Annotated in this window: 21 protein-coding genes, 1 other RNA gene, 1 pseudogene and 1 riboswitch; of the genes and pseudogenes, 10 read left to right on the top strand and 13 right to left on the bottom strand. The window is 60.3% G+C overall.

From position 1 onward, the window contains the following. Nucleotides 1–17: 17 nt before the first annotated feature. Complete coding sequence (locus tag BFP95_RS30400) at nucleotides 18–761, bottom strand: methyl-accepting chemotaxis protein (RefSeq protein ID WP_371905302.1); 744 nt, start codon at nucleotides 759–761, stop codon at nucleotides 18–20. 114 nt (nucleotides 762–875) lie between these two features. Further along, nucleotides 876–1076, bottom strand: a pseudogene (locus tag BFP95_RS30395) (HAMP domain-containing protein); the annotation flags it as partial. Between the two features lie 1322 nt (nucleotides 1077–2398). Between BFP95_RS30395 and BFP95_RS19735 the strand changes: the two are divergent. Then, nucleotides 2399–3217: a M48 family metallopeptidase gene (locus BFP95_RS19735; protein ID WP_065910593.1), complete on the top strand. Its 819-nt coding sequence runs from the start codon at nucleotides 2399–2401 to the stop codon at nucleotides 3215–3217. A gap of 121 nt (nucleotides 3218–3338) precedes the next feature. On the opposite strand, the gene BFP95_RS19730 is transcribed toward BFP95_RS19735, so the two are convergent. The 3 genes from BFP95_RS19730 to BFP95_RS19720 form a co-directional block, all read right to left on the bottom strand. Further along, complete coding sequence (locus BFP95_RS19730; RefSeq protein ID WP_049709951.1) at nucleotides 3339–3923, bottom strand: TMEM165/GDT1 family protein; 585 nt, start codon at nucleotides 3921–3923, stop codon at nucleotides 3339–3341. Between the two features lie 89 nt (nucleotides 3924–4012). Further along, nucleotides 4013–4132, bottom strand: a riboswitch (yybP-ykoY riboswitch). Between the two features lie 51 nt (nucleotides 4133–4183). Further along, the gene (locus BFP95_RS19725; RefSeq protein ID WP_065910592.1) at nucleotides 4184–5182 is read right to left on the bottom strand and encodes a class I SAM-dependent methyltransferase; all 999 of its coding nucleotides are present in this window, start codon (nucleotides 5180–5182) and stop codon (nucleotides 4184–4186) included. A gap of 30 nt (nucleotides 5183–5212) precedes the next feature. Continuing rightward, the gene (locus BFP95_RS19720) at nucleotides 5213–6178 is read right to left on the bottom strand and encodes a 2-hydroxyacid dehydrogenase (RefSeq protein ID WP_065910591.1); all 966 of its coding nucleotides are present in this window, start codon (nucleotides 6176–6178) and stop codon (nucleotides 5213–5215) included. An 85-nt stretch (nucleotides 6179–6263) separates the two neighbouring features. Between BFP95_RS19720 and BFP95_RS19715 the strand changes: the two genes are divergently transcribed. From BFP95_RS19715 to BFP95_RS19695, 5 genes are all read left to right on the top strand, one after another. Then, a complete protein-coding gene (locus tag BFP95_RS19715) occupies nucleotides 6264–6896 on the top strand; it encodes a LysE family translocator (RefSeq protein WP_003188636.1) in 633 nt (210 codons plus the stop codon). A 275-nt stretch (nucleotides 6897–7171) separates the two neighbouring features. Continuing rightward, the gene (locus BFP95_RS19710) at nucleotides 7172–8854 is read left to right on the top strand and encodes a fatty acid--CoA ligase (RefSeq protein ID WP_065879598.1); all 1683 of its coding nucleotides are present in this window, start codon (nucleotides 7172–7174) and stop codon (nucleotides 8852–8854) included. Nucleotides 8855–9184: 330 nt separating this feature from the next. Next, nucleotides 9185–11044, top strand: a complete 1860-nt coding sequence (locus BFP95_RS19705; protein WP_065875064.1) for a DUF1302 domain-containing protein — start codon at nucleotides 9185–9187, stop codon at nucleotides 11042–11044. Between the two features lie 28 nt (nucleotides 11045–11072). After that, nucleotides 11073–12437 carry a DUF1329 domain-containing protein gene (locus BFP95_RS19700; protein ID WP_065875063.1) on the top strand — a complete coding sequence of 455 codons (1365 nt, stop codon included), beginning with the start codon at nucleotides 11073–11075 and terminating at the stop codon, nucleotides 12435–12437. Between the two features lie 187 nt (nucleotides 12438–12624). Further along, nucleotides 12625–15354 carry a LuxR C-terminal-related transcriptional regulator gene (locus tag BFP95_RS19695; protein WP_065910590.1) on the top strand — a complete coding sequence of 910 codons (2730 nt, stop codon included), beginning with the start codon at nucleotides 12625–12627 and terminating at the stop codon, nucleotides 15352–15354. 12 nt (nucleotides 15355–15366) lie between these two features. On the opposite strand, the gene BFP95_RS19690 is transcribed toward BFP95_RS19695, so the two are convergent. Genes BFP95_RS19690 through BFP95_RS19675 form a run of 4 tightly spaced genes read right to left on the bottom strand, consistent with a single transcriptional unit; the run spans nucleotide 15367 to nucleotide 18812 of the window. Beyond that, nucleotides 15367–15927, bottom strand: coding sequence for a PqiC family protein (locus tag BFP95_RS19690; protein ID WP_065910589.1), 561 nt, complete (start codon nucleotides 15925–15927; stop codon nucleotides 15367–15369). A gap of 17 nt (nucleotides 15928–15944) precedes the next feature. Then, complete coding sequence (locus BFP95_RS19685) at nucleotides 15945–17600, bottom strand: PqiB family protein (RefSeq protein WP_065875060.1); 1656 nt, start codon at nucleotides 17598–17600, stop codon at nucleotides 15945–15947. After that, nucleotides 17581–18225 (bottom strand): paraquat-inducible protein A, encoded by a 645-nt coding sequence (locus tag BFP95_RS19680; protein ID WP_065910588.1) that lies wholly within the window; start codon nucleotides 18223–18225, stop codon nucleotides 17581–17583. The genes BFP95_RS19685 and BFP95_RS19680 overlap by 20 nt, the downstream gene beginning before the upstream one ends. Further along, a complete protein-coding gene (locus BFP95_RS19675) occupies nucleotides 18222–18812 on the bottom strand; it encodes a paraquat-inducible protein A (RefSeq protein WP_065910587.1) in 591 nt (196 codons plus the stop codon). Before BFP95_RS19675 ends, BFP95_RS19680 begins: the two co-directional genes overlap by 4 nt. A gap of 162 nt (nucleotides 18813–18974) precedes the next feature. Between BFP95_RS19675 and BFP95_RS19670 the strand changes: the two genes are divergently transcribed. Beyond that, a complete protein-coding gene (locus BFP95_RS19670; protein ID WP_012722282.1) occupies nucleotides 18975–19619 on the top strand; it encodes an MBL fold metallo-hydrolase in 645 nt (214 codons plus the stop codon). Between the two features lie 192 nt (nucleotides 19620–19811). Further along, on the top strand, nucleotides 19812–20585 hold the full coding sequence (locus BFP95_RS19665) for an OmpA family protein (RefSeq protein ID WP_065875058.1): 774 nt from the start codon (nucleotides 19812–19814) through the stop codon (nucleotides 20583–20585). 59 nt (nucleotides 20586–20644) lie between these two features. On the opposite strand, the gene BFP95_RS19660 is transcribed toward BFP95_RS19665, so the two are convergent. The 4 genes from BFP95_RS19660 to BFP95_RS19645 all read right to left on the bottom strand — a co-directional run bounded on the left by BFP95_RS19660 (nucleotide 20645) and on the right by BFP95_RS19645 (nucleotide 24091). Continuing rightward, complete coding sequence (locus BFP95_RS19660) at nucleotides 20645–21226, bottom strand: BON domain-containing protein (RefSeq protein WP_065875057.1); 582 nt, start codon at nucleotides 21224–21226, stop codon at nucleotides 20645–20647. Next, entirely contained in the window at nucleotides 21223–21816 is a 594-nt protein-coding gene (locus tag BFP95_RS19655; RefSeq protein WP_007904374.1) for a phosphoheptose isomerase, read from the bottom strand. The genes BFP95_RS19660 and BFP95_RS19655 overlap by 4 nt, the downstream gene beginning before the upstream one ends. Before the next feature lie 92 nt (nucleotides 21817–21908). After that, a complete protein-coding gene (locus BFP95_RS19650) occupies nucleotides 21909–22280 on the bottom strand; it encodes a YraN family protein (RefSeq protein WP_061435353.1) in 372 nt (123 codons plus the stop codon). Continuing rightward, complete coding sequence (locus BFP95_RS19645; RefSeq protein ID WP_065910586.1) at nucleotides 22280–24091, bottom strand: penicillin-binding protein activator; 1812 nt, start codon at nucleotides 24089–24091, stop codon at nucleotides 22280–22282. The genes BFP95_RS19650 and BFP95_RS19645 overlap by 1 nt, the downstream gene beginning before the upstream one ends. Nucleotides 24092–24267: 176 nt before the next feature. On the opposite strand from BFP95_RS19645, the gene rsmI reads away from it, so the two are divergent. Then, complete coding sequence (gene rsmI, locus BFP95_RS19640) at nucleotides 24268–25173, top strand: 16S rRNA (cytidine(1402)-2'-O)-methyltransferase (protein ID WP_162490583.1); 906 nt, start codon at nucleotides 24268–24270, stop codon at nucleotides 25171–25173. 95 nt (nucleotides 25174–25268) lie between these two features. Next, an RNA gene (gene rnpB / locus BFP95_RS19635) (RNase P RNA component class A) lies at nucleotides 25269–25622 on the top strand. Nucleotides 25623–25782: the final 160 nt, after the last annotated feature.

The following is a 25782-nucleotide window of genomic DNA, read 5'->3' as shown; positions in this document are numbered from 1 at the left end:
TCAAGATCCCCGAAAGCTTAAACTTTGAACTGATTGATCAAGCGCCGCTGCTGCTCCGCCAGCTTGGTCAAATCCGCACTGGCCGCGCTGGATTCATCCGCGCCTCCCGCCACTTCATTGGCCACCTGGCCGATGTTGATCACGTTACGATTGATGTCCTCGGCTACCGCGCTCTGCTCTTCGGCCGCACTGGCGATCTGGGTGTTCATGTCGTTGATCACCGACACCGCCTGGGTGATGGTTTCCAGCGCTTCGGCCGCCTTCGCCGCGTGTTGCACGCTTTCATCGGTGCGGCTTTGGCTGTCCTCCATCACCCGTACCACGTCCCGCGTGCCTTGTTGCAACTGCTGGATCATGGTCTGGATTTCTTCAGTGGCTTTTTGAGTCTTCTGCGCCAGGTTGCGCACTTCGTCAGCGACGACGGCGAAACCCCGGCCTTGCTCGCCGGCACGCGCCGCCTCGATTGCAGCATTGAGCGCCAACAGGTTGGTCTGCTCGGCGATACCGCGAATTGCCGTAAGGATGGCGTTGATGTTCTCGCTGTCCTTGGCCAGGGTTTGCACCACGCCCACGGCCTTGCCAATTTCTGCGGCCAACGCGCCAATCGAGGTGGACGTGTCGCGCACAATCCGCATGCCCTGGCTCGCGGCCTGATCGGCATGGCTGGCGGCTTGCGCGGCCTGGGTAGCGTTGCGCGCAACGTCTTGCGCAGTGGCGGTCATCTCATGCACGGCGGTGGCCACTTGGTCGATTTCCACCATTTGTTTATGCACGCCCTGGTTGGTGCGAATCGCAATATCAGCCGTGTGCTCCGACGAGTCACTGACCTTCTGCACTGAACTCACCACCTGGGTGATCATGCCTTGCAGCTTGATCAGGAAGGTGTTGAAGCCGTTGGCGATCGCGCCCAGTTCATCGGCGCGATCGCTGGTCAGGCGCCGCGTCAGGTCGCCTTCGCCCTGGGCGATGTCATTGAGCATCGCCACCATTTGCTTGAGCGGACGGGCGATGCCGTGGCCTACCAGCCAGATCACCAGCAAGCCGGCACCGGCGATCAATAGGCCGGCAATGGTCATGCCGAAGATATCGGTCTTGCGCTGGGCTTCCAGGTCGCTTTGCAATTTCTGCGAGTCGGCCATCACTGCGCCCAGGGGCAACTGCATCATCAGGGTCCAGCGCGCGTCGGTCTGGCCGATGCTGAAGGGCAGGAACAGCTCGATATGCCCGTGTTCCCGGTCGATGTCGTAGCGCACTTCACCGGTTTTGAGTTGGCCGAGGTTGGCCAGTTCGTTGCCGTCGAGCAAGTCGCTGGCTTTTTCACCGAGCTTGCTGGCGTCCTTGGTATAGGCCACAAGGCGTCCGTTACTGGAGATCAGCGCCAGTTCACCGGCACCGTCGTAGAGTTTCTGATCGGCGCTGGTGAGCATGTCCTGGATGAAATTGACCGAGAGATCGGCACCGACGATGCCCTGGAAGGTGCCGTCGATCAGGATCGGCTCGATAAAAGAAGCCAGCATCACCATCGCATTGCCCACCTTGTAAGGGGCCGGGTCGATGGCGCAGGCTTTTTTGCTTTCCCTGGAGCACAGGTAGTACTCGCTGGCACGCACCCCGGTGGAGAGGACTTTCTGGTCGGCCACGTCGGCGAGTTTATCCAGGCCCAGGCTGCCATCCGCGTTGCGGTACCACCACGGCAGGAAACGTCCGTCGGCGCCCATGCCAAGAATGGGGCTGTTCACGTAGGCCGTGTCGTTGTGATCAATGGCATTGGGCTCCCAGCCAATGTAGGCACCGAGGATCTTCGGGTTGCGCACCACGGTTTCATGCAGCAGGTTGATCAATTGTTCGCGGCCGACCTGCAGGGCAGGTTCGCCCTTGGCGTCTTTCATGCCGAGCAGGGCGTTGGCGGTGGCCAGGCTCTTGGCGGTCACCAGCGGGGCTTCCAGCTCACGCTGGATCAACGTGGCCTGGGTGTGCGCCAGGGCGGTGAGGCGTTGCTCGACAATCTGCTCGAACTGAGCCTGGGTGCGCTCCTGCACCATCGCCTGGGTTCGCGCGCCGGCAAACAAGGCGTAAAGCACCAGCACAGCGACCACACTCAGAACAATAGCGCCAGCCAGTGCCGCGACAGAAAACTGAATCGACTTGAATTTCATGAGAACTCCGGGCACAGAGGGGAGGGTCCGCCTTTTTGTATCGGCCACGGCCGCGGTGGGCATGAGCGTTTTTCCGACAAAAATGTCAGGGGTGTCGCGAATGGAATGCCCGCCGCCGTTGATGGGATAGGTGAGATGTATCCGAAAATCGTGAGTTACACGTCTGCTGTATCTGGCGCAGATACAAATGTGCGCCTACGATACGCGCCATATTTCAGGGCGTATTTTCAGGGAGAGTGTTCATGAAGAAGTCATTGGTGATAAATGGTTTGGTTGCAGCGATGCTGCTGGCCGGGTGTCAGTCGGTCAATACCACCAGCGGCGGCGCCGTTGGAGTGGAGCGCAAGCAGTACATGTTCAGCATGCTGTCGAGCCAGGAAGTCGACCAGATGTATGCCCAGTCCTACCAGCAGACGTTGGGCGAAGCCAGCAGCAAAGGCCAGTTGGACAAGACCAGTGCCAACGCCAAGCGCGTGCAGGCCATTGCCAAGCGTTTGATTGCCCAGGCGCCGACCTTCCGCCCCGATGCTGCGCAGTGGAAGTGGGAAGTGAACCTGATCAAGAGCGACGAGATGAACGCCAACTGTGGGCCTGGCGGCAAGATCTTCGTGTACAGCGCGTTGATCGATAACCTCAAGCTCACGGATGACGAACTGGCCGCCGTGATGGGCCATGAAATCGCCCACGCCTTGCGTGAGCATGGCCGCGAAGCCATGTCCAAGGCCTACGGGATCGAGATGGCCAAGCAGGGCGCCGGTGCGTTGTTCGGCCTCGGCCAGGACAGCCTGGCACTGGCCGATACGGTGGCCAACTACGGCATGACCTTGCCCAACAGCCGCAGCAATGAAAACGAAGCGGACTTGATCGGCCTGGAACTGTCGGCCCGCGCCGGCTACAACCCGAACGCGGCCATCACGCTGTGGAACAAAATGGCCAAGGCTTCGGAAGGCGCACCGCCGGAGTTCATGAGTACTCACCCGGCTTCCGACAGCCGGATTGCCTCGTTGCAGGCGGCGATTCCGAAGGTGATGCCGCTTTACCAGCAGGCCAAAAAATCCTGAGTTAACGCAGATCAATGTGGGAGCCGGGCTTGCCCGCGATGCAGGCAACTCGGTCTCTCAGCTGCACCGGGTTGATGCCATCGCAGGCAAGCCAGCTCCCACAGATATCGGGTTTGCAGCCTTAGATCCAGCCGCTGCTTTGCATGGCCTTGTACACCGCCACGATAGCCAGGATGAAAAACGCCGTAGCTGCCAACCGGCGAATCAAGGTCAACGGCAGTTTCTCCGCCGCAAAATTACCCGCCAATACCACCGGCACGTTGGCAATCAGCATGCCCACGGTCGTCCCGATAATCACCAGCCAGAGTTCCGGATACTGCGCCGCCAGCATGACCGTGGCGATCTGCGTCTTGTCACCGATTTCGGCGAGGAAGAACGCAATCAGCGTGGTCAGGAACGGTCCGAATTTGCGCGTGGTGCTGGCTTCGTCATCGTCGAGTTTGTCCGGCACCAGGGTCCACAAGGCCGTGGCGCAGAAGCTTGCCGCCAGGATCCAGTGCAATACCGCGTCGGAGAAGAAGCTCCCGAACCAGGCGCCAACGGCACCGGCGGCCGCGTGGTTGGCCAGGGTCGCGGCAACAATGCCGGCGATGATCGGCCAGGGCTTGCGAAAGCGAGCAGCAAGGATGAGCGCGAGCAGTTGCGTCTTGTCGCCGATTTCGGCCAAGGCAACGATTGCGGTAGGAACGAGTAATGAATCCAGCATCAGGTAGGTTTCCAGGGGCGGGTCGACACGGCTATGACACGTACAGCCTTCCCGCCCCGGGTAAGGTGTGCGTGTCATAGGTCTTGTCAAACCCCGGTCCGTCTGTGCGGACTCCTGGGTCGCATACGCCATGGTCTGTTGACCAAGTATGTTGACGTATGCCGGACGAGCGTGGCGCTCGTGGGAGACTACTCCCCTAGGACGGAGCGGATTCTGCCTAGGCAAATTCCATTCGGCAAGCCTTCTTTTTCAAACGCCCGTCAGCCGCGCTTGGCACGGTAGATGCGAAAACCATTGCCTTCAGCCTTGACCGCACAAATACCCAGATGCTCTTCAATCAAGGGTTGGTACTTGAGGAAACTGTTTGCGACTACGCGAAGTTCGCCGCCTTTTGCCAGATGTTTGCCGGCTTTTCGCAGCAGGTTTTCTGTGGCGAAGTAATCGGTGTGCACGCCGACATGGAACGGCGGGTTGGTCAGAATCGCGTTCAAACCCATCGGCGCTGCGTCAATGCCATCACCGGTCAGCACCTCGGCTTCCAGGCCGTTGGCGGCCAGGGTAAGACGGCTGCTGGCGGCGGCAAACGCGTCCACGTCGAGCATCGTAACGGTGTTGTGTGGGTAGCGGCGTTTTACCGCAGCACCCAGCACACCGGCACCGCAACCGAAGTCCAGCAGATGGCCGCTCGGCAGTTTATCCAGGTGCTCCAGCAACAGCTCGGTACCGCGATCCAGGCGACCATGGCTGAACACACCGGGCAAGCTCACCACCTTGAGTGGCCCCTCAGCCAAAGGCACATCGAACACCTGAGCCAGGCTCTCCAGCTCGACCGCTTGCGGGGCATTGGCCACGGTGACTTGCCACAGTTGGCAATGCCGCGCGTTGTCGAGCTTGCGCGGTTTGCCGAAGGGGATCATCTGCTTGGCGGCGCTCTCGATACCGCCTTTTTTCTCCCCTACCAGATACACCTCAGCGCCGGGCAAGCGCGCGGCTACGGCGTTGAGCAGGTAGTCGGTGAGGTCCTTGGACTTGGGCAGGAAGATGACCGCCGCCTCGAATTCGCGCTCAGGCACATTCACGCCAAATTGGCTGCGCTCGGGGAAGCGTGCGTCCAGCGCCGCCTGGTCGCCGGCATGCCAGCACCAGCCGTTCGCGTTGGGCAGGCGACCGAGCAGGTCGTCGGCGGGCAAACCCACCAACAGCAGGTTGCCTTGAAAAAGTTCGGCCTGACGAAGCAGTACTTCACTGCGCGGATCCATGGTCTGCTCCTTGAAAAGGAGCGCAGTTTATCAACTCACAACGCGAAGCGGGGCGCCGCTGAAAAAGCCCCGGGCGTTTTCCGCCAACTGGCCAACAATGCGCTGGCGCGCCTCGCGACTGCCCCAGGCGTTGTGCGGGGTGACGATCAGCCGGGGGATATCGCCGGCCAGCAGCGGGTTGCCGTTCACCGGCGGCTCAACGCTCAGCACATCGGTCGCCGCGCCGCCCAGGTGGCCGTTGCGCAACGCATCGGCCAAGGCTTGCTCGTTGATCAATCCGCCGCGCGCGGTGTTGACCACAAACGCGCCGGGCTTGAGCAGCGCCAATTCGCGGGCGCCGATAAAGTCGCGGGTGTGGTCGTTGAGCGGGCAGTGCAAGGTCAGCGCGTCGACCTGCGCCAGCAGTTCATCCAGCGGCACGCGATCAGCGCGGGCAGGGCGACCCGGAATGGCGCCCAGTAACACGCGCATACCAAAGGCTTCGGCCAGGCGCGCAACCGCGCTGCCCAATTCACCTTGGCCGAGCAAGCCAAGGGTTTTACCTTCCAGCTCGACAATCGGATGGTCCAGCAGGCAGAACTGTTTGGCTTCCTGCCACTTGCCGGCGCTCACATCCCGTTGATAATCCTTCAAGCGCGTCGCCAGGTTGAGCAACAGCATGATCGTGTGCTGCGCCACCGACGGCGTGCCGTAGCCCTGGCAGTTGCTCACGGTAATGCCACGGGCACGGGCGGCTTCGAGGTCAACGTTGTTGGTGCCGGTGGCAGACACCAGGATCAGCTTGAGCGCCGGGCAGGCCGCCAGGGTTTCGCTGTTGAGGGCGATCTTGTTGCTGATCGCAACCTGGGCGCCTTGCAGGTGTTCGATCACGTTCAGCGGCGTGGTGTCGCTGAACAAGTGCAGGTCGCTGAAGCTGTTGCGCAGTTCGCTGAGGTCGAGGTCCCCCAAGTCCAGGGACGGGTGATCAAGGAAGACGGCGCGGCGATTGTTCGTCATCAACTGTACCTTTGTGCGACAGGGTTCGAAGGCGTAATCTGCCGAGCCTATCAGATGAAATAATCAGTTACTTAATGGAGTGCGTATGTACGTCGCCGAGTTTTTGACCGTAGCGCTGATTCACTTATTGGCGGTGGCCAGCCCCGGCCCGGATTTCGCGGTGGTGGTGCGTGAAAGTGTGACCCACGGCCGCCGTGCAGGGACCTGGACCGCGTTGGGCGTGGGGTCGGCTATTTTCCTGCACGTGGGGTATTCGTTGCTCGGTATCGGCTTGATCGTCTCCCAGTCCATCGTGCTGTTCAACGCGCTGAAATGGGCGGCGGCGGCCTACCTGCTGTACATCGGCTTCAAGGCTTTGCGCGCGCAGCCGGCCAAGCCTGCGGCCGAGGGTGAGTTGCATCGCGAAGCGGGCGAACGCACGCCCCGTGGCGCGTTTACCGCAGGTTTTGTGACCAATGGCTTGAACCCCAAGGCCACGTTGTTCTTCTTGTCGTTGTTCACCGTGGTGATCAACCCGCACACGCCACTGGCGGTCCAGGCCGGTTACGGCGTGTACCTGGCGGTGGCCACGGCGTTGTGGTTCTGCCTGGTGGCGATGCTGTTCAGCCAGCAACGCGTGCGCGCCGGGTTTGCGCGGATGGGACATTGGTTCGATCGGACCATGGGTGCGGTGTTGATTGCGATTGGGGTGAAGCTGGCGTTTACCAGCATGAAGTAAGGCTGGATAAGTAAGACCGAATGCAAGTGGGCACGGTCCATGTGTGAGCCGGGCTTGCCCGCGATGCAGGCGCCTCGGTATTTCCGATGTACCGAGGCGTTGCTATCGCAGGCAAGCCAGCTCCCACCTTGGAGCGCTGCATGTCCCCGATGCTGGCGCAAAGCTAGCATTCATTGGGCGCTGCAAATCATTCCTTTGGCTGATTTGGCTGAAACATAAGGTCTCTAAAGTGCAGGTCTTCAAGCCAAGACCGTGCAGTCATAAAAGGGATTCGTATGTTGCAGACCCGTGTCATTCCGCCCGCCGAAGGTGCGTACCAATACCCGCTGCTGATCAAGCGCCTGCTGATGTCCGGGACCCGTTACGAGAAAACCCGGGAAATCGTCTACCGCGATAAATTGCGCTACACCTATCCAACCCTGATCGAACGGGTCGCGCGCCTGGCCAATGTGCTGACAGAAGCCGGGGTCAAGGCCGGTGACACGGTGGCGGTGATGGACTGGGACAGCCATCGCTACCTGGAATGTATGTTCGCCATTCCGATGATTGGTGCGGTGATCCACACCATCAACGTGCGCCTGTCGCCGGAACAGATCCTGTACACCATGAACCATGCCGAGGACCGCTTCGTGCTGGTCAACAGCGAGTTCGTGGGTCTCTACCAGGCCATTGCCGGGCAACTCACTACCGTTGACAAGACGTTGTTGCTCACCGATGGCGAGGCCAAGACCGCCGAGCTGCCAAACCTGGTAGGCGAGTACGAAACCCTGCTGGCCGCTGCCAGCCCGAAGTACGACTTCCAGGACTTCGACGAACACTCCGTCGCCACCACCTTCTACACCACTGGCACCACCGGCAACCCCAAGGGCGTGTACTTCACTCATCGCCAATTGGTGCTGCACACCATTGGCGTGGCGACCATCATGGGCAGTGTCGACAGCGTGCGCCTGCTCGGCACCAATGACGTGTACATGCCGATCACGCCGATGTTCCACGTGCACGCCTGGGGCCTGCCGTACGTGGCGACCATGCTCGGTTTGAAGCAGGTCTACCCCGGCCGCTACGACCCGGAATACCTGGTGGAGCTGTGGCGCAAGGAAAAGGTCACTTTCTCCCATTGCGTGCCGACCATCCTGCAAATGGTGCTCAATGCAAAAGCCGCCCAGGACGTGGATTTTGGCGGTTGGAAAATCGTCATTGGCGGCAGCGCGCTCAACCGCACCCTGTATGAAGCATCCAAGGCCCGTGGCATTCAACTGACCGCAGCCTATGGCATGTCTGAGACCGGGCCGCTGGTGTCCTGCGCGCACCTCAACGAAGAGCTGATGGCGGGCACCGAGGATGAGCGCACCACCTACCGCATCAAGGCCGGCGTGCCAGGGCCCTTGGTGGAAGCCGCGATCATCGACAGCGACGGCCATTTCCTGCCCGCCGACGGCGAGTCCCAGGGCGAACTGGTATTGCGGGCACCGTGGCTGACCGAAGGTTATTACAACGAGCCGCAGAAGGGCGCCGAGCTGTGGGCGGGCGGCTGGATGCACACCGGCGACGTGGCGACGCTGGATGCCTTTGGCGTGATCGATATTCGCGACCGCATCAAGGATGTGATCAAGACCGGCGGCGAGTGGATCTCTTCCCTGGCCCTCGAAGACCTGGTCAGCCGTCACCCGGCGGTACGCGAAGTAGCGGTGGTGGGCATCGCCGACCCGCAGTGGGGGGAACGCCCGTTTGCGTTGTTGGTGGTGCATGATGGCCATGTGATAGGGGCCCGCGAGCTCAAGGAACACCTCAAGCCGTTCGTGGAGCTGGGCCACTTGAGCAAGTGGGCGATTCCAAGCCAGATCGCTGTTGTTACTGAAATTCCCAAGACCAGCGTCGGCAAGCTCGACAAAAAACGTATCCGCATTGACATCATCGAATGGCAGGCCAACAACAGCACGTTCCTGTCCACCCTCTGAGCTGATTCGCCGTGCCCTTGTTGCACGGCGATGCTCTATCTCGCGCCTTCACTTGTGATTTGCCAATTTTCAGCCATCCTTCCCGCGTCGGCCTTCGTCGACGTGGCGAAAGGGTCGTGGCAGACGGGTTGCTGATGCAAATCACACTTTAGAGGGATCAAGCACTACCCCCTGCTGGCTATAGTCCCTTCCAGAGTTTTTCAAGGATGCGGTGCTGCGGACCATGGAGGTTCAGTTGCAGTCCGGCATTGGAATCGTTGTATTCCGGCCGTTACAAGCATCACAGAACGAACTCACTGCCATAACAATAATGCACATGGAGTAGCGTCGATGACCTCAGTAAACCAGTTCTGGCGCCGGGCTAAATTGCCCCTGGCCGTCAGTCTCGCCTCTACGCTCGCCGGGCCCGCATTCGGCGTCAGTTTCAATATCGGTGAAATCGAAGGGAGTTTTGACTCGTCTCTTTCCGTGGGGGCGAGCTGGTCGACGGCCAAGCCCAATCAGGATCTGATCGGTGTTAACAACGGTGGCAATGGCCTGTCCCAGACGTCCGATGACGGCCACCTGAACTTCAAGCGTGGCGAGACGTTCTCGAAAATCTTCAAGGGCATCCATGATCTAGAGCTGAAATACGGCGACACCGGCGTATTTGTGCGTGGCAAGTACTGGTATGACTTCGAACTCCAGGACGAGAGTCGCGAGTTCAAGGACATCAGCAACAGCAATCGCAAAGAGGGCGCCAAGTCCTCCGGCGGGCAAATTCTCGATGCTTTCGTTTACCACAACTACTCGATTGCTGATCAGCCCGGCAGCGTGCGGCTCGGTAAGCAAGTGGTGAGCTGGGGTGAAAGTACCTTCATCGGTGGGGGCATCAACTCCATCAACCCGATCGACGTGTCTGCGTTCCGTCGTCCGGGGGCTGAGGTCAAGGAAGGCTTGATTCCGGTCAACATGTTCTATGTGTCGCAGACGCTGACCGATAACTTGTCGGCGGAAGCGTTCTATCAGTTGGAATGGGACCAGACGGTTACCGATAACTGCGGGACATTCTTCTCTCAGCCGGACGTCATCTCTGATGGTTGCGACAACAACCTACGGGTGTTGAACAAGCGCTCTCGCATCTCGCCTCTTGCTTATCCAACCCTCAATACTTTGGGTGTTGATGTGAACGAAGAGGGCGTATTGGTGCGCCGTGGTCCTGACCGTGATGCTCGCGACAGCGGTCAGTTTGGCGTTGCCATGCACTACAACTTCGAGCCGTTGGACACCGAGTTCGGCGCTTACTTCATGAACTATCACAGCCGTGCGCCGATTTTCAGTGCACAAGGTGCGCCAGCGTCAGCGTACAACCGTCCTCTGGGTGGGCTGGCGGCGCTACGCCCGGTGATTGTGGCGGGTAGCTCCAACTACTTCGTCGAATACCCGGAAGACATCCGTCTTTACGGCTTGAGCTTTTCCACCACGCTGCCTACCGGTACCGCATGGAGCGGTGAGTTGAGCTACCGGCCAAACGCACCGGTGCAACTGAGCACCACCGACATACTCTATGCGGGCGTCACGCCTATTACCGGCTTTGGCAACGCTTCGGTGCTCAAAGGCTCGCCTGGTCAAGACCTGCATGGTTACAACCGCAAGGAAGTCACGCAGTTCCAGACCACATTCACGCACTTCTTTGATCAGGTGATGGGCGCGAGCCGCTTGACCACGGTGGGCGAGATTGGGGTGACTCACGTGGGCGGCCTGGAGAGCAAATCAGAGGCTCGTTATGGCCGCGACCCGGTATTTGGTCCAGGTACGTTGCCCGGTGGTTTCTGCAATACGCTTAATAACTCGACCGCCGTAGGTGCCGGCCTGGGTAATGCCAATGGGCTGAATACCAACTGCAACAACGATGGCTTTACCACGGCCACTTCCTGGGGCTACCGCGCTCGGGCAATCTGGGAATACCCGGATGTCTTCGCCGGCGTCAACCTTAAGCCAAACGTGGCGTGGTCCCATGACGTCAAGGGTTACTCCCCTGGTCCTGGCGCTAACTTCGAAGAAGGTCGCAAGGCTGTCAGCCTGGGTCTGGACGCCGAGTACCAGAACACCTACACCGCCAGCCTGAACTACACGAACTTCTTCGGCGGCGATTTCAGCACAGTGAATGACCGCGACTTTGTCGCTTTGAGCTTCGGCGCGAACTTCTAAGCACACTGCATTTCAGGAAGACCAGAACATGAAAATAACCAAAAGTCTGTTGCACGTGGGTGTGCTTGGGCTGTCGATCCTGGCGAGCAACGTCATGGCGGCAGTGTCGGCGGATGAAGCCGCCAAGCTGGGCACGAGTCTGACCCCGATGGGCGCCGAGATGGCCGGTAACGCTGCAGGCACCATTCCTAAGTGGTCGCCGTTGCCTACCAACGCCGGTGCCGTCGACGCCCGTGGGTTCCTGGCCAACCCTTACGCCAGTGAACAACCGCAATTCACCATCACCGCGCAAAACGTCGAGCAGTACAAAGACAAGCTGGCGCCGGGTCAGTACGCGATGTTCAAGCGCTACCCCGAGACCTTCAAGATGCCGGTCTACCCGACCCATCGCGGCGCTACCGTGCCGGCTGATGTGTTCGCCGCTATCAAGAAGAACGCCACCACCACCAACCTGGTGTCCGGCGGCAACGGCCTGGAAAACTTCGAGACCGCCGTGCCGTTCCCGATTCCCAAAAGCGGCGTTGAAGTCATCTGGAACCACATCACCCGTTATCGCGGTGGCAGCGTGACCCGCCTGGTAACCCAGGCTACGCCACAAACCAACGGTTCCTACAGCCTGGTGTACTTCCGCGACCAGTTTGTGTTCCGCGACAAGATGAAAGACTTCGACCCGAAAAACCCGGGCAACGTGCTGTTCTACTTCAAGCAGCAAGTGACCGCGCCGGCCCGTCTGGCCGGTGGTGTGCTGCTGGTGCACGAAACCCTGGACCAGGTGAAGGAGCCTCGTTCGGCCTGGGTCTACAACGCCGGCCAGCGCCGTGTGCGCCGGGCGCCGCAAGTGTCCTATGACGGCCCAGGTACCGCCGCTGACGGCCTGCGTACCTCCGACAACCTCGACATGTACAACGGTGCACCGGACCGCTACGACTGGAAATTGGAAGGCAAGAAAGAAATCTACATCGCCTCCAACAGCTACAAGATCGACGATCCGAAGCTCAAGTACGCCGACATCATCAAGGCCGGCCACATCAATCAGGACCTGGCTCGCTACGAGCTGCGCCGTGTCTGGCATGTAGTCGCCACCTTGAAAGAAGGTCAGCGCCACATCTACGCCAAACGTGATTTCTTCATCGACGAAGACACCTGGCAAGCGGCGGTCATCGACCACTACGACGGCCGTGGCCAACTGTGGCGCGTGGCTGAAGCGCATGCCGAGAACTACTACGACAAGCAAGTGCCGTGGTACGCCCTGGAAACCCTCTACGACCTGCAGTCCGGCCGCTACCTTGCACTGGGCATGAAGAACGAAGAGAAACAGGCGTATGACTTCGGTTTCACCGCCACCACCAGCGACTTCACCCCAGCGGCCCTGCGCCAGGATGGCGTGCGCTAAGCTGAGTTAACCGAGGCCGCATCCTCGGAAAAAAGCCCCGACCCGTTCGGGGCTTTTTTATGTGGCGAATTTTTTTGTCGCAGTTCTTTTTCAGGCAAATGTTGCAAAGATCTACAAACCTGCTGCTTTTACCGCTAGTCTGCGGACATCTGCAATGCCGACAACAGCCTTCTACAAGAGCCCGGCGATGACTGATCTGTCCCGAATCCAAGGGCCTGCCAGTGCGGTAATTCCCACCCTGGAAGGTCGCTTCTACAGGCCACCGCTGCCTGACGGCTACGTGCTGCGTCCGCGCCTGTGCGAACGCCTGAGTGCTGGCCTGCAAGGGCGGCTGCTGCTGGTCAGTGCACCGGCAGGGTTCGGCAAGAGTTCGTTGGCGGTGGAGTTCTGCCAGAGCCTGCCGGCCCATTGGCAAAGCCTGTGGCTGGGCCTGAGCCCACGGGATAACGACCCCGGCCGTTTCCTTGAGCGCCTGCTCGACGGTTTACAGCAATTTTTCCCGCAACTCGGCGCCCAATCCCTGGGCCTGCTGAAAATGCGCCAGCGTCACCAACCCTTTGCCTTTGAAGAATGGCTGGACGGACTGCTCGATGAGCTGACCGTGCACCTGTCCCCGCGCGCGCCGTTGTTATTGGTACTGGATGACTACCATCTGGCCCAGGGGCCGGTGCTCGACCGGTGCCTGCAGTTTTTCCTCAACCATTTGCCCGATGGCCTGGTGGTGCTGGTCACCAGCCGTCAGCGCCCGGACTGGCATCTGGCGCGGCTGCGTTTATCGCGCCACCTGCTGGAGTTGCACGAACAGGATTTGCGCCTGACGCACAGCGAATCCCTGGCGGTGCTGGATCGCCACAGCAGTTCCTTGCGCGGCGAAGCCCTCGACAACCTGATCCGCCGCAGCGAAGGCTGGGTTGCCGGGCTGCGTTTCTGGTTGCTCGCCGCCTCCGAGGCCGGCAACGACGGGGCATTGCCGCAGAGCTTGCACGGCGGCGAAGGGCTGATCGGCGATTATTTGCTTGAAGAGGTGATCGACTGCCTGCCCGCCGAAGTGCAGGCGTTTTTGTACGACACAGCCCCTCAGGATCGGTTTTGCAGCGAACTCTGCGACGCGGTGCGCGAAGCCCATGACAGCGCTGAAATCCTGCGTTACCTGCAAGCCCACCAAGTGTTCCTGGTGCCTCTGGACGAGCAGGGCCACTGGTACCGTTATCACCATTTGTTTTCAGACCTGCTGCGCACCCGCCGCGCCAGCAGCAATGTGCTGCCGCCGGCCAGCCTGTACCTGCGCGCGTGCCGCTGGTTCAATGCCCAGGGCTTGATCGATGAGGCCGTGGAGCAAGCGTTGCGCGCCGGCCATCTGGATGTCGCCGCCAACCTGGTTCAGAACCTGTCCGAGGAGCAACTGCTGGCCGAGCAGAACGTGGGCATGCTGCTGCGTTGGAAAATGGACTTGCCCGACAGCTTGCTGATCAGTACGCCGCGCCTGATTGTTCTCTACAGCTGGGCCTTGGGCCTGGCCTGCCAGTTGGATGCGGCGGAAGAATTATCCAGCTACCTCAGCCGCTTCCTGCCAGCACCGTCGGCCACGGCGCAAAAATCGATGCTGGCACAGTGGCTGGCGCTGAGCGGGATCATCGCCCGGGGCCGGGGCGATCGCGAGCTGACCCAGCGCTATTGCAGCGAGGCGCTGGAAAGCCTGCCGCAACGGCGTTACGGCCAGCGGTTGATGTGCCTGTCGACCCTTTCCAACCTGGCCATTGTCGATGCCGACCTGTGGCGTGCGCGTGGCTTGAATCGCGAATCCCTGGAGTTGGCGCAGCGCGTCGGCAACCCATTGTTCGAGGCCCTGGCCCATTACGACCGTGCGCGTGTGTTGCAGGCCCGCGGTGAAATCCTGCGTTCCCTGGATGAAGTGCATCAGGGCCTGCAACGCCTGCAGGGCTTAGCGCCGCAGCGGTTGTACGCGGTGCGCGCGCGGTTGTCACTCTACGAAGGTTTTTTGCTGCTGGTGCGGCTACAACCCGAAGCCGGACTCGCCCGCTTACGCGCCGGGCTCGTCGAAGCCCGTGCCTGCCGCGACATCAGTGTGTTGATCGGGCATTGCGTGATCGCCAATTTCGAAGGCCGCCGTGGTGACTTCGGCAAAGCCTTTGCTGAACTCGCCGAGGCCGAGCGCCTGATGCATATCTGGGACGTGCCGCCGATCTACTACCTGGCAATGATCACCCTGATCAAATGCGAACTGTGGCTGGCCCAGGGCCGTACAGATCTGGCCGACGCCTGGCTGACCCGCCTGGGGCAGACCTACAACGGTGAGCAGGCCGCCGCCGCGCCGGAATTTCACCCGCACCTGCCACAACATATCGAGCTTCAACAAGCGGCGCTGGATGCCACTCGCCATCAACCTGTTGCCGCATTGCAACGGCTTGAAGCGTTGGCGCAGCAGGCGCACAACAGCGGCCGCCAGATGATTGCCCTGATGGCGCTGACGCAGCAGGCCCAGTTGCTCTTGGAAAGTGGCCAGGAAGCCAAGGCGCGCGCGGTTCTGGTCCAGGCCCTTGAGGCCGGCGCCGGGGGCGCGCTGCAACCTTTCCAGCGCTTGTTGGAAGGGCACCCTGGCTGGATGCGCGAGCAATTGGGCAAGGATGCGCATGGCCTGCTGAACCAGAGTTTGCTGGTGCTTCTGCCGACGGTGGTGACACCCGAGGTAGCGCCGGCTCACGAAACCTTGAGCGCGCGTGAGTTGGCAGTGCTGAAACTGATTGCCCAAGGCTGCTCGAACCAGGAAATCAGTAACCAGCTGTTCATCTCACTGCACACCGTGAAGACCCACGCCAGCCACATCAACAGCAAGTTAGGGGTGGAGCGGCGGACCCAGGCGGTGGCCCGTGCCAAGGCAATGGGACTGCTGGCGTAGACCCTCCGAAGTCTATGGCGCGCTTGGGCACTGGTTGGACGGCCTGTCGACTGCCTGGCGAATCTGCGCCGCGAAGCGTTTGAGATTGTTCTGGTGGGCGAGCACCAAGTCGTCAATGCTCGCGCCGGCCGACGACTGCAAGGTGGTGCGGCAGGTCAGCGGCGCGCGATCACTGCCGCTGGCCGGCCGCAGACGCCATTTGACGTCAAGCAGTGCGTACTGGCCGGGCACGGAGTCAAAGCGCTGCACCTCAAGGCGCAACAGCATGGGTTGTCGAGGGTTGCTGTTAGCCAATTGGTCCACCAGCGCGCTCCTCAACTCATCCACCAGGCTGGCAGCCCACCACTGGGTGTCCAGGATCGCGACGCCGCTGTTGCCTTGGCGAACCACAATCTGCGGGCGGTCGACTTGTGGCGGCACACTGATACTTTCGATTTTTATCCCACCCGCGTCGGCCCCGGTGGTGTTGCTCCACTGCGCCGGGGTCAGGGTATGAAAAGTAATCGGTGTACTGCTGCATGCCCCCAGCGCAAGCAATGCGCTGAGCAGGGTGATTTTCAACGGTAACGTCATGGCGCTTGCTCCACGGTTCATTTGCGCGGCGGTCCTTGCAGGTCCAATGGGGCGGCGTTGTCTGGGCGGCCGCGAATCAGTGATTCCGGGTGTCGGCCCAGGTAGTCCGACAGCTCGCGCAAGGAACGCGACATGCGACCCAGCTCATCCAGGGTCTGGGTCAGTTGCTCGCGTTGCGGTGAGTCTTCGGCCAGGGTCGAGCTGGCCGATTGCAATGTCTTGCTCACGTCAGCCAGGGTGTTCTGGACGCTGGGCAAGGTCTTGGCGTTGAACTGGGTCAGTCCTTTGCGCAGTTCCACGAGGTTGCTGTCGAGGTTGCCGGCGATACGTTCGATCGGTAGCTGGTTGATCTTGTTGACGATGTTTTCGAGTTTTTCCTGCAACTGTTCCAGGTTGCCAGGAATCGTGGGAATGCTGACCGGACGCGCCTTGGGATCAAACGCCACCTTCTCGGCTTTCGGGTAGAAGTCCAGGGCGATGTATAACTGGCCGGTCAGCAAATTGCCGCTGCGCGCCTGGGCCCTCAGGCCGTTTTCGATAAACGAGCCGATCAGGCGCACACCGGCGGCTTCATCATTGGGGTCATGGTTCATCGTCTTGAGCAACTTGGTATGGGCCTGACCGAGCAATTGCGGGTAGATCACGATGCCGACGTTGAGCGGAAAGCTGCGCTTCTTCGCGTCGAAATCCAGGTTGATCGACACCACCTTGCCAAACTCGACGCCGAGGAATTCCACCGGTGCACCGACCTTGAGCCCGCGCAGAGCCTGGTCGAAGCGCAGGCTCATGTATTGCCCCTGGCCGTTGGGCGGGGCGAGGGCGGCGAGCTGATCGTCGAACAGTTCAAACGTGCGTTCTTCACCGGCCGGCTTGTCGTTGGGGCTGTAAGGCGGTGCGAGGAAAGCGATACCGCCGACCAGCATGGACGACAGCGATTCGGTTTTCAGCGCGAAGCCATTGGCGCCCACACTCAGGTCGATGCCGCTGGCGTTCCAGAACCGCGTGTTTTCGGTGACGTAGACATCGTTGGGCGCGTGCACGAACACCTCGATATCGACGCCCTTGCCTTCGGCATCCAGCTTGTACGCCACGACCTGGCCGACCTCGATTTTGCGGTAATACACCGGCGAGCCGATATCCAGCGAACCCAGGTTCTGCGTGTGCAGGGTGAAGCGCTTGCCCGGTTCGCCGTAAGTGATGGGCGGCGGGTTTTCCAGGCCGGTAAACTGTTTGGCGCGGGTCTCGGACTGGCCAATGTCGGCGCCGATGTAGTCGCCGGAGAGCAGGGTATCAATGCCCGACACGCCGCCTGCGCCGATACGCGGGCGTACTACCCAGAACTGCGAGTCGGCGCGGGTAAAGCTGTCGGCCTGCTTGGCCAGTTTCACGGTGGCGTTGACGCTTTTCTGGTCGTCACTCAAGGCCACTTCGGTCACTTGGCCGATCACCACGTTGCGGTATTTGACCTCGGTTTTATTCGCGGTCAGGCCACTGCCGGTCTTGAAGTTAAGGATGATGGTCGGGCCTTGCTGAAGCACGCTGTGAACCACCAGCGAAATCCCCACCAACACCGCAACGATCGGTACGATCCAAACCAGCGAAACGCTGAAACGCCGAGTCTTGACGGCCGGCGAGCCTGGGGATTGCGGGGTGTCAGGGGTGGGTGACGTCATCCGAGGTATCCTTGGTGTGTGGGGGTTCCCAGATCAGCCTCGGGTCGAAGCTCATGGCGGCCAGCATGGTAAACACCACCACCAGGCCGAAAAACAGAATGCCCAGGCGTGGCTCGATAGTGCCCAGGGCCTGGAACTTGACCAACGCGGCCACCAGCGCAACCACGATCACGTCGAGCATGGACCAGTAGCCGATCAGTTCGACAAACCGAAACAGCTTCGAGCGCTCCTTGCGCGCCCAGCGGCTGTTGCGCTGCACGGTGACCAGCAGCAGCGTCAACGACACAAACTTGATGCCCGGCACCGCGATGCTGGCGATGAAAATAATCAGCGCAATGTCCCACGCGCCATGCTGCCAGAACTCCAGCACGCCGCTCATGATGGTGCTGTCTGCGCCTGAACCGAGCATGGTGGTGTTCATCACCGGCAGCAGGTTGGCCGGCACATAAAACGCCAGCGCCGTCAGCATATAGGCCCAGGTACGGGTCAGCGAGTTGATTTTGCGCCGGTGCAGGGGGGCGTCACAGCGCTGGCATTCCGGCGCGCCGGTGCTGATGTCGGCAGACAGGCCGCAACTGTGGCACAGGCACAGGTTAAGCTCGCTGGCAGTCGGTGGCGGGTTCATACGGCGTCCCACAGGTCGCGCACGTCACGACCGGCAATGCGGATCAGCAACAGGCTGAGCGCCGCCAGGGCAAAAAGCCCGGTGCCGGGGATCACATCCAGCATACCGGCCAGCTTGAACACGGCCACCATCGCACCAAGCAGGCACACTTCCAGCATGCTCCAAGGTCTGAGCGCTTCCAGCCAGCGCATGCATCGCTTGAAGGCGGGCGAACGTCTGCCCGAGAGGGCAAAACTCAGCACCCAGGTCAGCAGCAATAGCTGAAACACCGGTGCGATGATGATGGAAATAGCGGCCACCAAGGCGATAAAGGTAATCGGCCCCAGACTCAGCGCAACCACTGAATCCCACAGGGTGGCGCTGTTTTTCAGTCCTTGCAGGCTGATGCTCATCACCGGATAGAAATTGGCGAAAGTCCATAACACGGCGGCGGTCAGCGTCAGGGCAAGACGCTGTTGGACTGACAGGCCGTTGTAACGCTGGAGTACGCCCGCGCAGCGCACGCAATGGGCTTTTTGATGTTTGGCGAGCGTGACTTTTTCGTACACACAGTCGCAGTGCTCGCAGATGATCAGCTGATTCGCCATGGGGCTCGCTCCAGCGCGGCGCGGTTGCGGTCTTGGATTGTTCTTCAATGGCGCTTGGAAAGCTTAGCCGTTGGTACTCGGGACGCAATGCTCCCTTTCGGGTCAGGGGTATCGTCAACCATACTCTGTGCCGAATATGCCATAGAGCCTGCTGGAGCACCGATGAATATTGAACACGCCGCACTCATCCGCGAGACCTTTCCCGTCGGCCCGCTGCAGTGCAACTGCACCATCATCGGCGACCCGATCAGCAAAAAAGCCATCGTGGTCGACCCGGGTGGCAACCATGAGCTGATCCTGGCGCGCCTTGATGCATTGGGCCTCAAGGTCGTGAGCATTATCCACACCCATGCCCATCTCGATCACTTCCTGGCGTCCGGGCAGTTGAAAGAGAAGACCGGCGCCACACTGCACTTGCACAAGGAGGATCAATTCCTCTGGGACAATCTGGAAATGCAATGCCAGATGTTTCGCGTTCCCTACACCCCGGTGCCTTCGCCTGATCGCTGGCTGGAAGATGATGAGGAATTGGCCTGCGGCTGCGGTGTGGCGTTGCACACACCGGGGCATACGCCGGGGTCGATGAGCTTCTGGTTTGCCGATGCCAAGCTGCTGATTGCGGGTGACACGCTATTTCGTCGCGGTATCGGGCGTACAGATTTGTGGGGCGGGGACCAGGCGACCATTGTGCGTTCGATCAAGCAGCGCTTGTATACCTTGGATGAGGGCGCAACGGTGGTAACCGGTCACGGCCCCGATACCCGGTTGGGGGATGAAATGCGCGAGAACCCTTTTGTGCGGGCGTAACGGAATAGTTGCCACGCAGGTGCTGTTCTATAGCGGGCACGCCTTGTAGCAAAAACTCAGGTCGTGTTCAGCGTGCATCTGCTACGGTTTTTGTAGCCACGGAATTTTTACCGTTTGTCGCGTTCCAAACTCGGCACAGGTCCATTGCCAATGTCCTTTGCACCTCAGAATGCAAAAGTAGGAGCTCCCTTCATGTTCACTTCGCGTCGTCTGCTTGTTGTTGCTACCGCCGTAGCCTTGTTGTCCGGCTGCGCATCACCTAACCCTTATGACGGCAGCAGCCAGGGACAGGCGAGTAACGAATCCGGCGGTATGAGCAAGACCGCCAAGTACGGTGGCCTGGGTGCCCTGGCGGGCGCATTGGCGGGTGCGGCCATCGACCATAACAACCGTGGCAAGGGCGCACTGATCGGTGCCGTGGTTGCGGGTGCCGGTGCTGCGGGCTACGGCTACTACGCCGACCAACAGGAAAAGAAACTGCGTGAAAGCATGGCCAACACCGGTGTTGAAGTTCAGCGCCAGGGCGACCAGATCAAGCTGATCATGCCGGGCAACATCACCTTCGCGACCAACTCGGATGCGATCTCCAGCAGCTTCTATCAGCCGCTGAACAACCTGGCCAACTCGCTCAAGCAGTTCAACCAGAATACCATTCAGATCGTTGGTTACACCGACAGCACCGGCAGCCGCCAGTTGAACATGGACCTGTCCCAGCGTCGGGCGCAGAGCGTGGCCAACTACCTGACGTCCCAGGGTGTCAATGGTGCCAACCTGACTGCACGCGGTGCCGGCCCGGATAACCCGATTGCCAGCAACGCCGACGTCAACGGCCGCGCCCAGAACCGTCGCGTGGAAGTGAACCTCGGTCCAATCCCAGGCCAGCAGTATGGCCAACCAGGTGCCCAGCAACAGGCGCCACAGCAGAACAACCAGTTCCAGGGCAATCCGTACTCTCAATACCAATAAACAATCGTTAATAAAAAAGGGCGCCATGCGGCGCCCTTTTTTGTGGCTGCGTGATTACATCAATCGATGTACTCGAAGACCTTGACGATTTTCTGCACGCCGGACACACCCTGCACCAGATTGGATGCACGGGTTGCTTCAGCCTGGGTCAGCAGGCCCATCAGGTAAACGATGCCGTTGTCGGTGACGACCTTGATGCGCGAACCAGGGATCGCGTTATCAGTGAGCATCTGCGCCTTGATTTTGGTGGTCAGCAGGGCGTCATTGCTGATGGCGAGCAGAGTGATCGGTTCCATCACCTGCAACTCGTTGTGCACCTTCTTCACGCGCTGCACAGCGGCAGCAGCTTGTTCGGCCTGGGCCTTGAGGTCGGCGCGTGGCGTCTGGCCTGCTAGCAGCACGACGCCGTTGAAGCTGGTCACAACAATGCGCGATGCGCCGTTGCCCAGATCGGTCGCGGCCTTGGCGACGTTGACTTCGACCTTGGTTTCGATCAGCGAGTCATCGATCTTGCTGCCGAAGGTACGGGTGCCCTTGTCGTCCTGAATAGGGGTGTCGCGTGTTGCGGTGATGGCCGTGCTGCAGCCGCTGATAGCGAGGCACAGGGTAATGGCCAAAAGGCTGAGGCGGTTAACGGTCATTCTTCACTCCCAAACAGTTGGCTGTCGATCAGATCGCACAGGCAGTGGATCGCCAGCAGGTGGACTTCCTGGATACGTGCAGTGACATTGGCCGGGACGCGAATCTCCACGTCTTCCGGCAACAGCAGCGAGGCCATGCCGCCACCATCGCGTCCTGTCAATGCTACGACAATCATTTCGCGATCATGTGCGGCCTGGATCGCTTGAATAATATTCGCCGAGTTGCCGCTGGTGGAAATCGCCAGCAGCACGTCACCGGGTTGGCCCAGGGCGCGGATCTGCTTGGAGAAAATTTCGTTGTAGCTGTAATCGTTGGCGATCGAGGTGATCGTCGACGAGTCGGTGGTCAAGGCAATGGCCGGCAGGCTCGGGCGCTCACGTTCGAAACGGTTGAGCAGCTCGGACGAAAAATGCTGGGCATCGCCGGCCGAACCGCCGTTGCCGCACGAAAGCATTTTGCCCTCGTTGAGCAGGGCATTGACCATGACCTGACTGGCTTGCTCGATGTGCGGTGCAAGTACGTCCATCGCCTGTTGCTTGGTGTCGATGCTGGCCTGGAAAAGCTGGCGAATTCGGGATTGCATGTCCATCTGTGTGACCTTAAGTAGCGCGGCTGTTTGGCACAGGAATGTGTAGCCCGCAAAGCAAAGAGCAAAAGTGTGTGGTGAAGATGTCCGGCGAATCAACTGTCGAAGGCATTTTTAAGCCAGTTCAGATCAGCCTGACCAGACGGCGTGCTTTCTATGGCAACCACATCGAAACGGCAGGGGGCGTCGGCCCAGCGATGCTCTTTTTGCAGGAAAAACTGCGCTGCGAGTATCAGTTTCTGACGCTTGCGCCCGTCGATACTGGCGAGTGCGCCACCCCATTGTGCGTGTTTTCTGTAGCGGACTTCGACGAATACTACTGTATCGCCGTCAAGCATGACCAGATCAAGCTCGCCGCGTTTGCACAACCAGTTCTGCGCCAGGAGGCGCAGACCCTGCTGTTGCAAGTGTTTCAGTGCTTGAAGTTCGGCGTCCTTGCCGCTTTGTGCGCTGGACCGCTCGGGCATCAGCGCGGGGTGTCCGGCAGGCGCTGGATCTCGCCACCGACGAACTTGGCCCATGGCATCTGACGATCAACGCGCTGGTTGGTGCTGATGCCCAGGTTGCCCGAAAGGCCGTCAATACGGGTATCCGGCAGTGCCTTGAGCTGGCCCAGGCGCGGCGCCAGGCGGTAGGCATCGACGCCCATCGCGTACAGGCGACCCAGGCTGCCATTGGCTTGCGGCCATTGGGCAGCAACCTGGTTGCGCAGCGGATCGGTGGTGTTAAGCAGCCAAGGGGTTTCGCAGAACATCACGTTAGTCATGTCCAGGTACTGGTTCTTGTCGCCGCTGGCACTGAACACATGGGACGTGGCGTACACCGGCACATCACCGGCGTATTGGAAGTTCAGGGTCGGCTTGATCTGCTGGGCCAACTGGGGGGGCACGGCCAGGAAGATGAACTCGATGTCCTGGCGACGCGAGGGTTGCGCGGCGACGTCGGTGCCGACGGTGCTTTGCAGGCTCTTGGCGCGGCCTTCGCTTTTACGCAGTTGGAACAGGTCGGCAATTTGCTGGGCGAGGGCGACTGGCTGGTCGACATACTCGACACCCATCACCGTGCCGCCATTGGCTTCCCAATCCTGGCGGAAGGCCTTGTAGACACGTTCGCCCCACTCACCACGCGGCACCATCGCCGCAGCGCGATGCAGGCCGTCGGCCCGTGCGCGGCGCGACACTTCGCGGGCTTCGTCTTCAGCAGCCAGGCCAAACTGGAACAGCTGCGGCGGGCCTTGGTCAGTCTCGCTGTAGTTCAGCGCCAGGGTGGTAATCGGCAACTGCGCACGTGCGCTGAGTTGTTTGACCAGTGGTTTTTCCAGCGGGCCGACCACCAGTTGCACGCCGGCGGCCTGGGCCTTGGCGTAGAACTCATCAATGGACGTCAGGCGCGAGCTGTCATAGAACTCGATGACCGGCGGCTTCTGCCCGGCTTGTTCAGCCTGGTAGTGCGCAGCCATGAAGCCCTCGCGTAGTGCTTTGCCGACGGCGGCCAGCGGGCCGTCTTGTGGCAGCAGCAGGGCAATCTTGGTCAGGGGCTGGCTGGCCAGCTCCTTGAGTTTGGTCAGCGGCGACGGCAGTTGCACGGCGGCTGGGTGGCCCGGGTTCTGTGCACGCCAAGTGTCGATCGCGGCTTGTTGTTGCTCCAGCGTCCCGGCGCCCTTGACCGACTGGGCGAGGGTGATCCAGCCGTCCAGCACTGGGTTGCCGCTGGCTTGCAGCTGTTCGGCCGGCAGGGCGGCAATCAGTGCCCAGATAGCTTCGTGGTTGCTGTTAGCGGCATCGCCAGTGAGCAGCGGGGCCATGGCAACACGCTCACGCGCAGCAGCCAGGGTCTGGCCGTCGGCTTCATAAGCACGGGCGTGCACGCTGCCGGTGCGGATCTGCTGTTCAGGCGGCAGGTCCTTCAGGCTTTGCAGGCTCGGGTGGTTCAGGGCGGTCAGCGCCGCCTTGGGCTGGTTGCGTGCCATGGCCAATTCGGCGGCCAGGGTGCTCGCAAAAACCTGCGGGGCTGGCTTGAGGACATCCAGGGGCACCTGCGCAAGAATCTGCGCTGAGCGGCCTGGGTTGTTCTGTTTGTAGGCCATGTCTGCCGCACTCAGGCGCAGCATGGCGGCCTTTTCTGGCGTGTTGGCGGTCGTGGCCTGTTCGAGCAGTTGCTCGATACTGGCGTCCGGAGTCCGTGGAAGGTCGCCAAGGCTGGACGAGGGCGAGCTGGCGCAAGCGGCCAACAAGGCAGCGAGGCAGAGGGCGGAGAGCAGCCGCAGGCAAGCGATCATGTAAGTGTTCCTGATACCGATCAAATTAGCGTGGAATTGTACCCAAGCACTGGCTCAGGCGCGATGTCAGTGGCGTGAAACTGTCGATTTAGATCGTGCAAATGTTGCTATTAGCTACTAACGGCTGAAACGGCATCTACCGTGATGGCATATTTTCAAGGCGCCTACGCGCTACAATGTCGCTTTTGCCAACCATCGAGGTGTGCGTTTTGACTGCTCCAGGTCCTTTGAATTCCACTGCAGGCTCGCTTTTTGTCGTGGCGACGCCCATTGGCAACCTGGACGACATCAGCGCTCGGGCGCTTAAGGTGTTGCGCGACGTCAAATTGGTTGCGGCTGAAGACACGCGGCACTCCCAGCGATTAATGCAGCATTTTGGTATCAGCACCCCACTGGCGGCCTGCCACGAACATAACGAACGCGAAGAGGGCAGTCGTTTTATCGTGCGTCTGCTGGCCGGCGACGATGTGGCGCTGATCTCCGACGCGGGCACCCCGCTGATTTCCGACCCAGGCTACCATCTGGTGCGCCAGGCACGGGCTGCTGGTATCAATGTAGTGCCTGTTCCGGGGGCGTGCGCACTGATCGCCGCATTGTCGGCGGCAGGCTTGCCCTCCGACCGTTTTATCTTCGAAGGTTTTCTGCCGGCCAAGGCCGTGGGTCGTCGCGCGCGTCTTCAGGCGTTGAAGGAAGAACCGCGCACCCTGATCTTTTACGAGGCCCCGCATCGCATCCTTGAATGCCTGCAAGACATGGAGTTGGTGTTTGGCGGCGAACGCCTGGCACTGCTGGCTCGTGAGCTGACCAAGACCTTTGAAACACTCAAGGGCCTGCCTTTGGAAGAGCTGCGCGGGTTTGTCGAAGGCGACAGCAATCAACAGCGCGGCGAGTGCGTGGTGCTGGTGGCGGGCTGGACGGCGCCGGAGGATGAAGATGCCGTGGGCAGCGAGGCGATGCGCATACTCGACCTGCTGCTCAAGGAAATGCCCCTCAAGCGTGCTGCGGCCCTGGCGGCGGAAATTACCGGCGTTCGCAAGAACCTCTTGTACCAGGCTGCGCTGGATAAACAGAAAGCCGAATAGTTCCGGGCTAAACCTGTATTCCGTCTGAGCGTGATGGTAATTCTGAACTTTTATTACTTGTCCTAAGTCCGCCGTGCCGTTAACCTGCGCGGCGGAGAGTCGATTGGACAGTCGCTGCCTTCTATGAAAATTAGGAGGGGGAGGAAAGTCCGGGCTCCATAGGGCGAAGTGCCAGGTAATGCCTGGGAGGCGTGAGCCTACGGAAAGTGCCACAGAAAATAACCGCCTAAGCGCTTCGGTGCCGGTAAGGGTGAAAAGGTGCGGTAAGAGCGCACCGCACGACTGGCAACAGTTCGTGGCTAGGTAAACCCCACTTGGAGCAAGACCAAATAGGGTCCCAAGGCGTGGCCCGCGCTGGGACCGGGTAGGTTGCTAAAGGTGTCCAGTGATGGCCATCGTAGACGAATGACTGTTCAAGACAGAACCCGGCTTACAGATCGACTCTCCACCTTTTTCCTTCTGTCTGAATCTCGGGCAGAAAACCGGTAGTAACGCAAGAATCCCTCCCTGCCAAATCATTGGCAGATGCATCTTCGTAATACCAAAAAAATCTTACTCTTAATAAATCACTTTAACTTTAAGCCATAGCTCTTTGAGCTATCTGCGCTT

Origin of the sequence: Pseudomonas sp. 58 R 12 (genome assembly GCF_900005865.1) — a bacterium.
Lineage (GTDB): Bacteria > Pseudomonadota > Gammaproteobacteria > Pseudomonadales > Pseudomonadaceae > Aquipseudomonas > Aquipseudomonas tritici.
Note: the sequence above shows the minus strand (reverse complement) of the source record. Positions and strands in the feature narration are given on the sequence as shown.